The organism is Pseudomonas entomophila (assembly GCF_029193575.1).
Lineage (GTDB): Bacteria > Pseudomonadota > Gammaproteobacteria > Pseudomonadales > Pseudomonadaceae > Aquipseudomonas > Aquipseudomonas entomophila_G.
The window spans coordinates 1-13,171 of record NZ_JARGCS010000033.1 but is presented as its reverse complement, the minus strand read 5'-3'; the positions used below and the strand labels follow the sequence as shown (position 1 = coordinate 13,171).

13 protein-coding genes are annotated in these 13,171 nt (G+C 65.1%); 7 read left to right on the top strand and 6 right to left on the bottom strand.

Features of this window, described 5'->3' with window-relative positions:
• Positions 1-7 precede the first annotated feature (7 nt).
• From P0Y43_RS15245 to P0Y43_RS15230, 4 genes are all read right to left on the bottom strand, one after another.
• Complete coding sequence (locus P0Y43_RS15245) at positions 8-1,489, bottom strand: AMP-binding protein (RefSeq protein WP_275638092.1); 1,482 nt, start codon at positions 1,487-1,489, stop codon at positions 8-10.
• The gene (locus P0Y43_RS15240; protein WP_275638091.1) at positions 1,486-2,418 is read right to left on the bottom strand and encodes a TauD/TfdA family dioxygenase; all 933 of its coding nucleotides are present in this window, start codon (positions 2,416-2,418) and stop codon (positions 1,486-1,488) included. The genes P0Y43_RS15245 and P0Y43_RS15240 overlap by 4 nt, the downstream gene beginning before the upstream one ends.
• A 129-nt stretch (positions 2,419-2,547) precedes the next feature.
• Positions 2,548-3,486, bottom strand: coding sequence for a LysR family transcriptional regulator (locus P0Y43_RS15235; protein WP_275638090.1), 939 nt, complete (start codon positions 3,484-3,486; stop codon positions 2,548-2,550).
• 26 nt (positions 3,487-3,512) lie between these two features.
• Positions 3,513-4,019 carry a MarR family winged helix-turn-helix transcriptional regulator gene (locus tag P0Y43_RS15230; protein WP_275638089.1) on the bottom strand — a complete coding sequence of 169 codons (507 nt, stop codon included), beginning with the start codon at positions 4,017-4,019 and terminating at the stop codon, positions 3,513-3,515.
• 126 nt (positions 4,020-4,145) lie between these two features.
• Between P0Y43_RS15230 and P0Y43_RS15225 the strand changes: the two genes are divergently transcribed.
• Entirely contained in the window at positions 4,146-4,958 is an 813-nt protein-coding gene (locus P0Y43_RS15225; protein WP_275638088.1) for an alpha/beta fold hydrolase, read from the top strand.
• On the top strand, positions 4,951-6,126 hold the full coding sequence (locus P0Y43_RS15220; RefSeq protein ID WP_275638087.1) for an MFS transporter: 1,176 nt from the start codon (positions 4,951-4,953) through the stop codon (positions 6,124-6,126). Before P0Y43_RS15225 ends, P0Y43_RS15220 begins: the two co-directional genes overlap by 8 nt.
• A 3-nt stretch (positions 6,127-6,129) precedes the next feature.
• Here the strand turns inward: P0Y43_RS15220 and P0Y43_RS15215 are convergent, their stop codons facing one another.
• Positions 6,130-7,032, bottom strand: a complete 903-nt coding sequence (locus tag P0Y43_RS15215) for a LysR family transcriptional regulator (protein WP_275638086.1) — start codon at positions 7,030-7,032, stop codon at positions 6,130-6,132.
• A 102-nt stretch (positions 7,033-7,134) separates the two neighbouring features.
• On the opposite strand from P0Y43_RS15215, the gene P0Y43_RS15210 reads away from it, so the two are divergent.
• Together P0Y43_RS15210 and P0Y43_RS15205 are read left to right on the top strand one after the other, a co-directional pair.
• Positions 7,135-8,205, top strand: a complete 1,071-nt coding sequence (locus P0Y43_RS15210) for an AbrB family transcriptional regulator (RefSeq protein ID WP_275638085.1) — start codon at positions 7,135-7,137, stop codon at positions 8,203-8,205.
• A gap of 121 nt (positions 8,206-8,326) precedes the next feature.
• Positions 8,327-8,596 (top strand): hypothetical protein, encoded by a 270-nt coding sequence (locus P0Y43_RS15205; RefSeq protein WP_275638084.1) that lies wholly within the window; start codon positions 8,327-8,329, stop codon positions 8,594-8,596.
• A 33-nt stretch (positions 8,597-8,629) separates the two neighbouring features.
• Here the strand turns inward: P0Y43_RS15205 and P0Y43_RS15200 are convergent, their stop codons facing one another.
• Positions 8,630-9,535 carry a LysR family transcriptional regulator gene (locus P0Y43_RS15200; protein ID WP_275638083.1) on the bottom strand — a complete coding sequence of 302 codons (906 nt, stop codon included), beginning with the start codon at positions 9,533-9,535 and terminating at the stop codon, positions 8,630-8,632.
• Between the two features lie 112 nt (positions 9,536-9,647).
• Between P0Y43_RS15200 and gcl the strand changes: the two genes are divergently transcribed.
• The 3 genes from gcl to P0Y43_RS15185 are packed head-to-tail and all read left to right on the top strand — an operon-like array spanning position 9,648 to position 13,165.
• On the top strand, positions 9,648-11,423 hold the full coding sequence (gene gcl, locus P0Y43_RS15195; RefSeq protein WP_275638082.1) for a glyoxylate carboligase: 1,776 nt from the start codon (positions 9,648-9,650) through the stop codon (positions 11,421-11,423).
• Positions 11,424-11,435: 12 nt separating this feature from the next.
• The gene (hyi, locus tag P0Y43_RS15190) at positions 11,436-12,218 is read left to right on the top strand and encodes a hydroxypyruvate isomerase (protein WP_275638081.1); all 783 of its coding nucleotides are present in this window, start codon (positions 11,436-11,438) and stop codon (positions 12,216-12,218) included.
• A 59-nt stretch (positions 12,219-12,277) separates the two neighbouring features.
• Positions 12,278-13,165, top strand: coding sequence for a 2-hydroxy-3-oxopropionate reductase (locus tag P0Y43_RS15185; protein ID WP_275638080.1), 888 nt, complete (start codon positions 12,278-12,280; stop codon positions 13,163-13,165).
• Positions 13,166-13,171 lie beyond the last annotated feature (6 nt).

The following is a 13,171-nucleotide window of genomic DNA, read 5'->3' as shown; positions in this document are numbered from 1 at the left end:
CCCGTCCTTAGGCGTACATCTGGTCGATGAAGCGTGCTTCGATTTCGGCGCGACGCGGCCGGCCGGTGACGGTGTAGAACTGGTCACGGAACGCGGCGATGTCGTCGATCACCCGGATGTGCCGCACCCGCGCGAAGTCCGCCAGGCGGTGCTCCAGGCGCGCCATCTCGTGCTGCACTTCGGCCTTGCCGGCGCTGCTGAGCACGATCGCGCAGGGTTCGTCCTTGCCCTCGCCCATGACGATCATGTCGTCGACCAGCGGGCTCTCCTTGTAGACGTTCTCCACCCATTCCGGCGAGATGTTGCGCGCGGTGGAAAGGATGATCACGTGCTTCTTGCGCCCGGTGATGTACAGGAAGCCATCGCGCAATTCGGCGATGTCACCAGTGTGCAGGTAGCCGTCGGACAGGTCGCAGGCGGTGTCGTCGGCGTTGTAGTAGCCGGCGCACAGGGTCGGTGTCTTGACCAGCAGCTCGCCATCCACCAGCTTCGGCTCGATGCCGTCGAGCAACTTGCCGGCCGAGCCCACGCGCCGCTCGGCGGGCGAGTTCAGCGAAATGATCGAGGAGTTCTCGCTCAGGCCGTAGGCCTCGAACACCTGCACGCCACGGGCATCCAGTGCCTCGAGCACGGTGGCCGGGATCTTCGCGCCACCGGTGATGATGTGCGGGCGCGCCGGGCCGAACAGGTCCTGGACCGAGCAATGTTCGAGCAGCAGATTGGCCTCTTCCAGCAGCTTGGGCGGCAGGTAGAGGAAGTTCGGCTGGTTCGGCGCGATCAGTTCCAGGTACTGGCGTGCGTTGCCGCTGGCCGCGCCGTACTCGGTCACCCCTTCGGGCATCAGGGTCAGGGTGCCACCGGAGAGGATCGGGATGAACACCCCCAGCACCTGCTCGATCAGCAGGCTCATCGGCACGATCGAGAAGTAGTGCAACGGCTGCTGCGGCAGGCGCTTCATCACGTTGTCGACCAGCAGGCTCACCGCCTCGTCGCGGATCATCACGCCCTTGGGGCGCGAGGTGGTGCCAGAGGTGTGGATGATCGAGACGATGCCCGCCGAGATCAGCTCGTCGTCCTGGCGCCATTCCCCGCCCACGGCCTGGTTCATCAGCTCGCCGGGGATGAAGCTGGGTTTGTCCGGCAGGATGCGGTGCAGGCGCCGGGCGGTCTTGTCGTCGCTGACGAACACCGCTGCGGCCTTGCCCAGCAGGCTGCCGATCTGGTCGTCGGAGAACTCGATCGGCACCGGCAGCAGCACGCCGCCGACCTTCTGGATGGCCAGCAGGGTGTACACCCATTCGTAGCACGAGCGCATGGCGATGCCGAAGACCTTGCGTTCGCAGCGGCCCACGCGCCCTTCCAGGGCCGAGGCCAGGCGCAGCACGTCGCGGCGCAGCTCGTGCAGGGTGTAGGAGCGGCCGTTCATTTCGCGGATGACCACGCGGTCGGGCGTGGCGGCCAGGTAGTCGTGCATTTTCTGGCTGATCATTGGCCGTTACCCCCGATGCGGTAGCTCTGGGCGCCGAAGATGCGCCGCGCGGTGTCGTCCAGGCGACGACGGCCGTGCATCACGCGGGTGTTGTCGATGACCACGATGTCACCTTGTTTCCAGAAGTGGCTGTAGGTATTGCGCGCGGTGACTTCCTTGATCTCGTCCCAGATATCCAGCGCGATGTCTTCACCGTCGGCCCAGGTGATCAAGGGCGGTTCATAGTTCACGCTGGGGCCGAGCATGGAATTGCAGAATGCTTTGCGGCCACTGAAGCAACTGGTTTCCACGGCGGAGATAATCAACTCCGAGGCAATCAGGTTCTGGTCGATACGGCGGTAGGTCTGGCCTTTGACCCGGTCATTGACCCAGTGCAGGTGTTCATCGGTGATTTCATCGATTGGCAGTTGCAGTTCGATACTCAGAAAACGCCTGACATTGGCCCACGGAATACGCCGTGCATAACGGATGTCCCGGGTTTCGAAACTCTTGCGGGTTTTCGACGACAGGTCGAAGAGCACGCGCTGGCCATCGCACATCGTGGTTTCAGAGCCCACCGACGCCGGCGCCAGGCAATAGAACCATTGCAGGTCGGGGTTGAACGGCAGGTTGCCGTTTTCGCGGTGCAGGCCCATCTCGTGCACGCCCGCCTCGATCTCCGCGGTGTTGGACGTGGCGGCCTTGCGCGCCGGGTCGAAGGTCACCCGCGCGGAGTGGGCGCTGACGAACTCGTTGAAGTCTTCGAGGGTGTCGGCAAAGTCGCGGTAGATGACGGCGCCACTGTGGGCCAAGTCGTCATACAGTGCAGCGGTGCTCATCGACTCGACAACTTTAAGCTGCGGTTCTACCGCATACACACATTCAAAGCCGTAGCACGGGGTGGGCTGACGATAGAACGGGAACACCACCGATTGCACTTGAGCCAACATCGAACATTCCTCCTTGGATTGTGGGGCCGGGCAGAACCATCCGCTGCCCGATGAACCCACAGTAAGGGAAATGCCGAAGGGGCTGGTTTTAAGAAATCTAAATGCACTCAGAAAATTTAAAAGTGCCAGTCATCGCTCGTTCAACATGGCCCCGGCCACGTCTTGCACCAGGTTGCGCAAGCTGGCGATGTCGCGGCTCTCGCTACGGTCGCGGGCCCAGATCATGTCCAGGGTGAAGGTCGGGAAGCCCAGCGGCGGCTGGCACACCTGCACGGTTTCGGGGATGCGCAGGCACGGCAACAGCCGCGCCGGCAGCGCCAGGGTGGCAGGCACGGCGGCGACGATGTTGACGCAGGCCTGGTAGCCGTTGGCGCGCACCAGCATGTTGCGCGAGCGGCCGACCTTCTCGAGCCAGCTGTCGACCATGTTCTTCTCGGAGATCCACGGCGTGGGGAACACATGCGGCGAGGCGCAGAACTCATCCAGGCTCATGGCCCCGGGGGTGGCCAGCGCGGCCTGGCTGGTCAGGCAGACGAAATCGTCGTTGAGCACCGCCTGCCATTGCAGCTCGGGGTGCATCTGGTGGTAGCCAGGGCCGAAGCCGATAGCGATGTCGATGTCGCCGCTGATCAACTTGTCCACCGGCAGGTCGCGGCTAAGACGCTCCAGGTGCAACGAGGTGTTGGCCTGGGTGCGCGCCAGCACGGCCAGGGCCTGCGGCAGCACCGACAGCTCGAAGTACTCGGGGGCGCACAGGCGCCAGGTCTTGCGCAACGCCAGGGGCGAGGCGCCGCTGTCATCCTCGGCGCAGCGGTTGACCGACTCGACCACCACGCGCAAGTAGGGGGCGATCTTTTCGGCCTTGGTGGTCGGCAACAGCACGCCTTGGGACGAGGCGAACAGGGTGTCGTCGAAGCATCCACGCAGGCGCTTCAAGCAGTAGCTGACGGTGGGTTGGCTGACGCTCATCAGTTCGGCGGTGCGCTTGGCACTGCGCTGTTCGAGCAGGTTGAGGAAGACCACGATGTCTTGCAGGTCCAGTTGCTTCAGGTAATTGCTGTGAAGCATGAAAATTCCTCCTGAATTTTCGGGGTTCAATCTTGCGGGGCGCCCTCGCCCGGCAGGCTGGCCAACACCTGCTTGAGCAGCGTGGCCAGGCTTTTGCGCTGTTGCGCGTTCAGGGACGCCAGTACCAGTTCCTGGATCTCAGTATGGGTAAACACCGCCTGTTCGATCAACGCCTTGCCCGCGGCGGTGAGCGCCACGTGGGAGCTGCGCTTGTCGTGGTGGTCGGCCACGCGCTCGACCATGCCGGCGCTTTCCAGCCGTGCCAGGCGGTTGGTCATGGCTCCCGAGGTGACCAGCAGCGAGCGGTACAGCTCGGTGGGCGTGAGCCGGTACGGCGCCCCCGCGCGGCGCAAGGTCGCCAGCACGTCGAACTCGCCCTCCTTGAAGCCATATTGCGCCAAGGCCTCCACACGCAGGCGCTCCAAGTGCTTCTGGATGCGCACCATGCGCCCGAAAACCTCCATGGACGAGGCGTCCACGGACGGCATCGCCTGCGCCCACTGCGCGACGACGAAATCGACATGATCGTTCATAGCTGGTATCGCCCGTTCAAACTGGAAGATCCGTGAATCGCTTCACCTACCTGAACCTTGAGGCTTTCAAAATATCTTAACGTTAAGCTATCTTGATGGGCACGACATGATGGATCAGGAGTAAACATGGCGTTCTTCGAACACGGACGGAATCGTTACTACTACTTCGACGCAGGCGCCGGCACCCCGGTCGTGCTGCTGCACGGCCTGGGCAACAGTGGCCGCGCCTGGTCAGACCAGGTGGCCGCGCTGCTGCGCCTCGAGCACCGCGTCATCGTACCTGACCTGCTCGGCCACGGCGCGTCCAGTGACGCTCCGGCATCGATCAGCGCGCGCGGCCAGGCCCTGGGCATCCTCGCCTTGCTCGACCACCTGGGGCTTGAAAGTGCCCAGTTGGTGGGCCTGTCGCTGGGTGGCATGGTCGCCCTGGAACTGGCCTGCGAAGTGCCGGCCGCGGTGGAAAGCCTGGCGGTCGCCGGCACGTTCCTGACCATGAAGGCTCCGCACCGCGCACAGATGCTCGACGAGTGGATCGACGCCCTCGCCCAGCCCGACGGCTGCCTCAAGCGTTTCAAGGCGACCTGGCCAGCCCTGGTGGGCGAAAGCTTCGCCGCCTCGCCCCAAGGCCAGCGTTTGTACCAGGCCTGGCACGCCCAAGCGGCGACCCAGGGCGCGCAGAACCAGATCAACTGGTGCCAGGGCATGAAGCACTACGACCTGAGCGAGCGCCTGCAACGGATCGATGCGCCAACCCTGGTGCTCGCCTGCGAGCACGATCGCATGAGCCCCGTCGCGGAGGCCGACGAAATCGCCCGGCGCATCGCCCGCTGTCGCCGGGTCACTCTCACTGGCGAAGGCCATGTGTTCAACGTTCCCCACGCCCTGGCGTTCAACTACGAGCTCGCGTTTTTCTTGCAGGAGCACCCTCAGCATGCGTAACCCCATTCACGCCGACGGCCCGTCGAAGGCCTGCGTCGTCCTGCTGGCCGTGCTGGTCGGCATCAACCTGCGGCCGATCATGGCTTCGATCGGCCCATTGCTCGACCTGCTGCAGCACGACCTGGGCCTGAGCAATGCCCAGGGTGGGCTGCTGACCACCTTGCCGGTCATGATGATGGGCCTGTTCGCCTTGAGCGGGCCCTGGTTGCTGCGCTTGATTGGAGAGGTCAAGGGCGTGGCCCTGGGCATCGCGCTGATCGCTGCCGCCTGTGCGGCGCGCAGCTATGTCGAGTCGGCCGGCACGCTGATCGCCAGCGCCGCCCTGGGCGGTATCGGTATCGCCGTGATCCAGTCGCTGATGCCAGCCTTCCTCAAGCGCAACCACCCAGAAAGCGCGGGCATGCTGATGGGCCTGTTCACTACCGGCATCATGGGCGGCGCGGCCATTGCCGCCGCAGCGGCGGCACCGAGCGCGGCCGTGCTGGGCTGGAAGCTGACCCTGGGCTACGCGGCCATTCCGGCGCTGGTCGCCTTGCTCGCCTGGTTGCTGGCGGCGGGCCCGCAACCGGCCTACCCCGCTGCCGCACGCTTGCCGTGGCGCCAGGCAAGGGCCTGGTTGCTGCTGCTGTTCTTCGGCATCGGCACCGGCGCCTACACCCTGGTGCTGGCATGGCTGCCGCCGTTCTACGTGGAGCTGGGCTGGACGGCCAGCGAAGCAGGCTACCTGCTGGGTGCGCTGACGGTCACCGAGGTGTTCGCCGGCCTGCTGGTGTCGGCGCTGATCCAGCGCTTCCCCGACCGTCGCCAGCCACTGACCCTGGTGATCCTGCTGCTGATCGCTGGGCTGCTGTGCCTGCTGAGCGCGCCAGGCGAACTGGCGATCGTCGCCACCCTGTGCCTGGGCCTGGGCATCGGCGCGCTGTTCCCACTGTCGCTGATCGTCACCCTCGACCACGCCCACTCCCCGGCCGAGGCCGGCTCGTTGCTGGCCTTCGTGCAAGGCGGCGGCTACCTGATCGCCGCCAGCATGCCGCTGGTGGCCGGGCTGGTGCGCGACCATCTGAGCTCGCTGCACTGGGCCTGGGGGGTGATGCTGGTGGGCGCGCTGGTGCTGCTGGGCCTGGCCACGCGCCTGCGTCCACCCGCCTACCAGGCATCGATGGCCTGACGGTCAATCGTTGCGAAAGAACCCGGGGCCGGCGTCGCGCAGCAGCTCGACCATCGCCCCGACCGCTGGCGGCAGGTAGCCCTCGGCACGTACCGAAACCGCCACCGTGCGGCTCATGGTGGTCTCGGCCAGCGACACTTCGCGCAGCCACGAAGTGCCCAGGCCGTGCTCGAGGGTTTCCCGCGCGGCGAAGCTCAGCAGTCGGGTCTGGGCGATCAACCGCGGCAACAGCGAGATCGAGTTGGTCTCGATCTGCACCTGCGGCGGCGGCAGTTGGTGTTCGACGAACACGTTGTCGATCCAGCGCCGCGCAGTCACTGTCGGCCCGCCCAGCACCCAGCGGTATTGGCACAGGTCCTTGAGCGCGATGGGACCATCGAACACCGGGTGCTCGGCGCTGGCCACCACTACCGCCTCGTCTTGCAGGATGGGGTAGGAACGGAACTTCGGGTCTTCGACGATCAAGGTGCAGATGATCGCATCCAGCCGGCCCGACACCAGCGACTCCTTGAGCACGTCATCCTGGCCGATGGTCAATTTCAGGGTCAGTTCCGGCGCGCGCTCCAGCAGCGCTGCGGCCAACTGCGGCAACAGGTGCTCGGCCATGCTCGCGGCGCAGCCCAAGCGGATGTTGCCCACCAGCCCGCTGGCGAAATCTCGCACCTCGCGCTCGGTCTGGGCGATGTCCAGTTGCAACTGCTTGCCCCGCGCCAGCAACAGCGCACCGACATCGGTGAGCTTGATGCGCCGCCCGTCACGCTGGAACAACCGCGTGCCCAGGGATTCCTCCAGGCGCTGAATGCTCTTGCTCAGCGCCGGCTGGCTGCGGTTGAGCTTTTCCGCGGCGCGGCCCAGGTGGCCAATCTCGGCGATGGTCTGAAAATAGGTAAGGTCTCGAAGGTCCATGATTCATGAATTTCAGTTATCGATTCATCGAAAGTAGAAAATAGACTTGATGAATCACGGCGTCGATAATTTTCTCCATCCGCCGTACAGGGAGATCCGACGTTGCCCACTTTGCCTTCCACCCCACCCTACCCCCCTATCCTGCAATGGCTGGCCCTGGCGCTCTGCGCCGGCACCGCCGGGCAGTTGCTGCATGCGCTGGCCGTGCCGGCCGGGCTGTTTCTCGGCCCGATGCTGGTCGCCATCCTGTTTGGCGTGGCTGGTGCGCGCCTGCGCCTGCACCGCCATGTGTTCCGCTTCGGCCAGGGCTGTGTCGGCCTGTTGGTCGCGCACTCGGTGACCTGGCCGGTACTGGCCTCGCTGGCGCAATCCTGGCAGTTGATGCTGCTGGCCACGCTGATCACCGTGTTGCTCAGCGCCGTGGTCGGCTTGGGCACGGTGCGCTTTGGGGGTATCCCCGGCAATACCGCGGCTTGGGGTACCGCGCCGGGTGCCGCCTCGGCGATGGTCTCGATGGCCGAGGACAACGGCGCCGACGGCCGCGTGGTGGCGACCATGCAGTACGTGCGAGTGGTGTGCGTGGTGATGATCGGTTCGCTGGTCAGCCACCTGCTCGGTGCCAGCGAGCTGGTCAGCGAGACGGCCAACGTGCCCTCTTCCGTGCAGGCGATGGCACCCCTCGACCTGCTACTGGGGTTGATGGTGGTGCTGGTCGGCGTGTTCGCCGGCAGCCGCCTGCCCGCCGGCGCGCTGCTGCTGCCGTTGCTGCTGGGCGCGGCGTTGCAGCTAACAGGGGTGTTGCAAATCAGCCTGCCAAGCGGGCTACTGGCCTTTGCCTACGGCGCCATCGGCTGCTACATCGGCCTGCGTTTCGACCGGCAGACCGTGCGCTACGTGTGGAAGCGCCTGCCGACCATGATCGCCGGCGCGGTGGCACTGATCGTGCTGTGCGCGGCCTGCGCCTGGTTGCTGGCACGTGCCACCGGCATCGACTTCCTGTCCCTGTACCTGGCCACCAGCCCAGGCGGGCTGGATGCGATGGCGATCATCGCGGTGGAGACCCACGCCGACGTCGGCATGGTGCTGGCGATGCAGACCCTGCGGTTGTTCGGGGTGATCCTGACAGGGGCGTATATCGCCCGGCAGATCATTCGCCTGACCCAGGCTCGATAACGACGCATCCCCTGCAGGCGCGGGCTTGCCGTAGAGGGTTGGCGTGGTTGGCGGCTTGATGATCGCAAGTGGCCAGCTAGAATCCTGCGAGGTGTCGACGTTTCCTTCCTTGGGGGTTCAAATGAAGAAGAAACTCTGGTTCCTGTCATCGACCTTGCTGGTGAGTGCCTTACCTGCCCTGGCGGAAGAGGGTTATATGTGCAGCACCTACTACGAGGCGGTGCAGCGCAAGGAAAAGAACATCAAGGACTACGGAAGCGACCTGGCCACACTCGCGAGGAACAAGCTGTTCGACGACCTGAAATTCGACACACGCCAGTGCATCTCACAGTGCGAGGGGCAGAAGTTCAAATACTGCAATGAAATCGCCAAATGGATCTCCAAGGAATGATCAGGGCAAGATCCAAGCGGCTGACGGGGGCTGTCAGCGCTCCCAATAACCGGGGCTGCGGTACACCGTCTTCAGGTACTCGATGAAATAGCGCACCTTCGCCGGCAGGAAGCGCTGCTGCGGGTACACCGCCTGGATGTCGTAATCCGGCAAGGCGAAATCATCCAGTACCGTCACCAGTTCCCCGCTCATCAGCTCGTTATGGATCTCCCAGGTCGAGCGCCAGCCGATACCCAACCCCTGCCTCATCCACGAAAACAGCAGCTCACCATCGTTGCACGCCAGGTTGCCGGTCACCCGCATCGCCACCTGGCGACCGTCGCGCTGGAAGGTCCAGCCGCGCTGCTGGCCGCCTTGCAGGGTGAATGCCAGGCAATTGTGTTCAGCCAACTGCTCCAGCGTGGTCGGCCGGCCGTGCCGGGCGAAATACTCAGGCGTGCCGCACACCACCCGGCGGTTGCCGAACAGCTTCACCGCCACGTAGTTCGGGTCGGTCACCCCGCCGATGCGGATGCTCATGTCGTACCCCTCGCTGACCAGGTCGACCAGGCTGTCGGTGAGGTTGAACGACAGTTTCAGGTTGGGGAACTGCTGGTGAAACCCAAGTGCATGCGGCGCGACGTGCAAGCGGCCGAACGAGGCCGGCGCCGACACCAGCAGGTTGCCCTTGACCATCGAACCACTGGCGCTGATGTCCGCCTCCATGTCGTCGAAGTCGCGCAGCAGCTGCTTGGCGCGCTCGAGCAACTGCTCGCCCAGTTCGGTCAGGCGCAAGCCGCGCGTCGAGCGGTGCATCAGCTTCACCCCCAAGCGCCGTTCCAGCGCATCCAGGCGCCGGCCAAGGATCGCCGGCGTCACCCCTTCACTGAGCGCGGCGGCGGCGAAGCTGCCTTTCTGCGCGACCTGGACGAAGCTGTGCAGTTCTGTGTACCGGGCCATTCGATACCTTTTATATCGACAGAAAACAATTTTCAGGTGTTCTACCGTACGCAAGCCTAATCCAGACTGGCAGCCACTACAAAAATTATCGACCCGTGCAAAGGAGTTCCCCATGGCCAGAATGAGAGCGATCGAGGCCGCCGTGCTGGTGTTGCGCCGCGAAGGCATCGACACCGCGTTCGGCATCCCCGGTGCCGCCATCAACCCCTTCTACGCCGCGCTGAAGAAAGTCGGCGGTATCGACCACGTGCTGGCGCGCCACGTGGAAGGCGCCTCGCACATGGCCGAGGGCTACACCCGCGCCAACCCGGGCAATATCGGCGTGTGCATCGGCACCTCGGGCCCGGCCGGCACCGACATGGTCACCGGCCTGTACAGCGCCTCTGCCGACTCCATACCGATCCTCTGCATCACCGGCCAAGCGCCGCGCGCCCGCCTGCACAAGGAAGACTTCCAGGCCGTCGACATCACCAGCATCGTCAAGCCAGTGACCAAGTGGGCTACCACCGTGCTGGAGCCGGGCCAGGTGCCCTACGCCTTCCAGAAGGCCTTCTTTGAAATGCGCAGCGGCCGCCCGGGCCCGGTGCTGATCGACCTGCCATTCGACGTGCAGATGGCCGAGATCGAGTTCGACATCGACGCCTACGCGCCGCTGCCGGTGCACAAGCCCCAGGCCAGCCGCGTGCAGGCCGAAAAAGCCCTGGCCCTGCTCAACGCCGCCGAGCGCCCGCTGCTGGTGGCCGGTGGCGGCATCATCAACGCCGACGCCAGCGACAAGCTGGTCGAATTCGCCGAACTGACCGGCGTGCCGGTGATCCCGACCCTGATGGGCTGGGGCACCCTCCCCGACGACCATCCGCTGATGGCGGGCATGTGTGGCCTGCAAACCTCGCATCGCTATGGCAACGCCACCCTGCTCGAATCGGACCTGGTGTTCGGCATCGGCAACCGCTGGGCCAACCGCCATACCGGCTCCGTCGAGGTCTACACCGAAGGCCGCACGTTCATCCACGTGGACATCGAACCGACGCAGATCGGCCGCGTATTCACCCCGGACCTGGGCATCGTCTCCGACGCCGGCGCCGCCCTGGACGTGTTCCTGGAGGTCGCCCGCGAGTGGCAGGCCGCCGGCAAGCTGAAAGACCGCAGCAGTTGGGCCGAAGCCTGCCGCGAACGCAAGCGCACCCTGCAGCGCAAGACCCATTTCGACCAGGTGCCGGTCAAGCCACAGCGGGTCTACGAGGAAATGAACCGCTTCTTCGGCAAGGACACCTGCTACGTCAGCACCATCGGCCTGTCGCAGATCGCCGGCGCGCAGTTCCTGCACGTGTACAAGCCACGCCACTGGATCAACTGCGGCCAGGCCGGCCCCTTGGGCTGGACCATCCCGGCCGCCCTGGGCGTGGTCAAGGCCGACCCCGAACGCCAAGTGGTGGCGCTGTCGGGCGACTACGACTTCCAGTTCATGATCGAAGAGCTGGCGGTGGGCGCGCAGTTCAACCTGCCGTACCTCCACGTGCTGGTGAACAACGCCTACCTGGGCCTGATCCGCCAGGCCCAACGCGGCTTCGACATCGACTACTGCGTGCAGCTGTCGTTCGAGAACGTCAACGCCCCGGAACTCGGCAGCTACGGCGTCGACCACGTCGCCGTGGTCGAGGGCCTGGGTTGCAAGGCACTGCGCGTGTTCGACGCCAGCCAACTGCCGGCCGCTTTCGCCCAGGCGCGCGAGCTGATGCGCACCTTCCGCGTGCCGGTGGTGGTGGAAGTGATCCTGGAGCGCGTGACCAACATCGCCATGGGCACCGAGATCAACGCCATCAACGAATTCGAAGCACTGGCCGATAGCCGCGCCGATGCCCCCACCGCCCTCATGCCACTGGACTGACAGGAGCCGACCATGCCCCGTTTTGCCGCCAACCTGTCCATGCTGTTCACCGAGGTGGACTTCCTGGACCGCTTCAACGCCGCCGCCCAGGCCGGGTTTCGTGGCGTCGAGTACCTGTTCCCCTACGACTACCCGGTCGAGGAACTGCGCGACCGCCTGGACGCCAACCAGTTGCAGCAGGTGTTGTTCAACCTGCCTGCCGGTGACTGGGCCAAGGGCGAGCGCGGCATCGCCTGTCACCCTGACCGGGTGGAGGAATTCCGCGCCGGAGTCGACAGCGCCATCGCCTACGCCAAGGTGCTGGGCAACACCCAGGTCAACTGCCTGGCCGGCATCACGCCGCAAGGCGCGGACCCGTTCGTGGTGCGCAACACCCTGCTCGACAACCTCGAGTACGCCGCCAACCGCCTCGAAGCCGTGGGCATCCGGCTGGTAATGGAGATGATCAACACCCGCGACATCCCCGGTTTCTACCTCAACACCACGAAACAGGCGCTGGAGATCCGCGAGCAGGTCGGCAGCCCCAACCTGTTCCTGCAGTACGACATCTACCACATGCAAGTCATGGAAGGTGACCTGGCGCGCACGATGGAAGCCAACCTGGGCGCGATCCAGCACATCCAGCTGGCCGACAACCCAGGGCGCCACGAGCCGGGCACAGGTGAGATCAACTACCGCTTCCTGTTCGAGCACCTGGACCGTATCGGCTACCAGGGCTGGGTGGGCGCGGAGTACAAGCCGCTAGCCAGCACCAAGGCCGGCCTCGGCTGGCTGAAGTCCCATAACGCCATTTAACGCGCACGGCGGCTCCCACAGGGTCCGCGCCCCCTAGTAAGAAAAGAGGCACATTTCTCATGGCTAAAATCGGTTTCATCGGCACCGGCATCATGGGCAAGCCCATGGCCCAGAACCTGCAAAAGGCAGGTCACCAGCTGTTTATCTCCACCCACCACGACCCGGCGCCCGTCGACCTGGTGGCCACCGCCCTGCCCACGCCCAAGGCCGTGGCCCAGGCCGCCGAGTTCATCATCGTCATGGTCCCGGACACCCCGCACGTCGAAGACGTGCTGTTCCGCGCTGACGGCATCGCCGAGGGCGTCGGCGAAGGCCAGGTGGTGATCGACATGAGCTCGATCTCCCCCACCGCCACCAAGGCCTTTGCCGAGAAGATCAAGGCCACCGGCGCCAGCTACCTCGACGCCCCGGTCTCCGGCGGCGAAGTCGGCGCCAAGGCCGCGACCCTGAGCATCATGGTCGGCGGCTGCCCGAACGCCTTCGAGCGCGCCCTGCCGCTGTTCCAGTCCATGGGCAAGAACATCACCCGCGTCGGCGGCAACGGCGACGGCCAGACCGCCAAGGTGGCCAACCAGATCATCGTCGCCCTGAACATCCAGGCCGTTGGCGAAGCGCTGCTGTTCGCCGCCAAGAACGGCGCCGACCCGGCCAAGGTGCGCGAGGCGCTGATGGGCGGCTTCGCCTCGTCGAAGATCCTCGAAGTGCATGCCGAGCGCATGATCAAGGGCACCTTCGACCCGGGCTTCCGCATCAACCTGCACCAGAAGGATTTGAACCTGGCGCTGCAAGGGGCCAAGGAACTGGGCATCAACCTGCCGAACACCTCCAACGCCCAGCAGGTGTTCAGCACCTGCGTGGCGCTGGGCGGCGGCAACTGGGACCACTCGGCGCTGATCAAGGGCCTGGAGCACATGGCCAACTTCTCGATCCGCGGTGACGACGCCTGATTCGCC

Coding starts and splice junctions, on each gene's coding strand:
- P0Y43_RS15200 (WP_275638083.1), bottom strand. CDS start 9,535: ATGGCCCGGTACACAGAACTGCACAGCTTCGTCCAGGTCGCGCAGAAA.
- P0Y43_RS15240 (WP_275638091.1), bottom strand. CDS start 2,418: ATGTTGGCTCAAGTGCAATCGGTGGTGTTCCCGTTCTATCGTCAGCCC.
- P0Y43_RS15230 (WP_275638089.1), bottom strand. CDS start 4,019: ATGAACGATCATGTCGATTTCGTCGTCGCGCAGTGGGCGCAGGCGATG.
- P0Y43_RS15185 (WP_275638080.1), top strand. CDS start 12,278: ATGGCTAAAATCGGTTTCATCGGCACCGGCATCATGGGCAAGCCCATG.
- P0Y43_RS15215 (WP_275638086.1), bottom strand. CDS start 7,032: ATGGACCTTCGAGACCTTACCTATTTTCAGACCATCGCCGAGATTGGC.
- gcl (WP_275638082.1), top strand. CDS start 9,648: ATGGCCAGAATGAGAGCGATCGAGGCCGCCGTGCTGGTGTTGCGCCGC.
- P0Y43_RS15245 (WP_275638092.1), bottom strand. CDS start 1,489: ATGATCAGCCAGAAAATGCACGACTACCTGGCCGCCACGCCCGACCGC.
- P0Y43_RS15220 (WP_275638087.1), top strand. CDS start 4,951: ATGCGTAACCCCATTCACGCCGACGGCCCGTCGAAGGCCTGCGTCGTC.
- P0Y43_RS15205 (WP_275638084.1), top strand. CDS start 8,327: ATGAAGAAGAAACTCTGGTTCCTGTCATCGACCTTGCTGGTGAGTGCC.
- P0Y43_RS15225 (WP_275638088.1), top strand. CDS start 4,146: ATGGCGTTCTTCGAACACGGACGGAATCGTTACTACTACTTCGACGCA.
- P0Y43_RS15235 (WP_275638090.1), bottom strand. CDS start 3,486: ATGCTTCACAGCAATTACCTGAAGCAACTGGACCTGCAAGACATCGTG.
- hyi (WP_275638081.1), top strand. CDS start 11,436: ATGCCCCGTTTTGCCGCCAACCTGTCCATGCTGTTCACCGAGGTGGAC.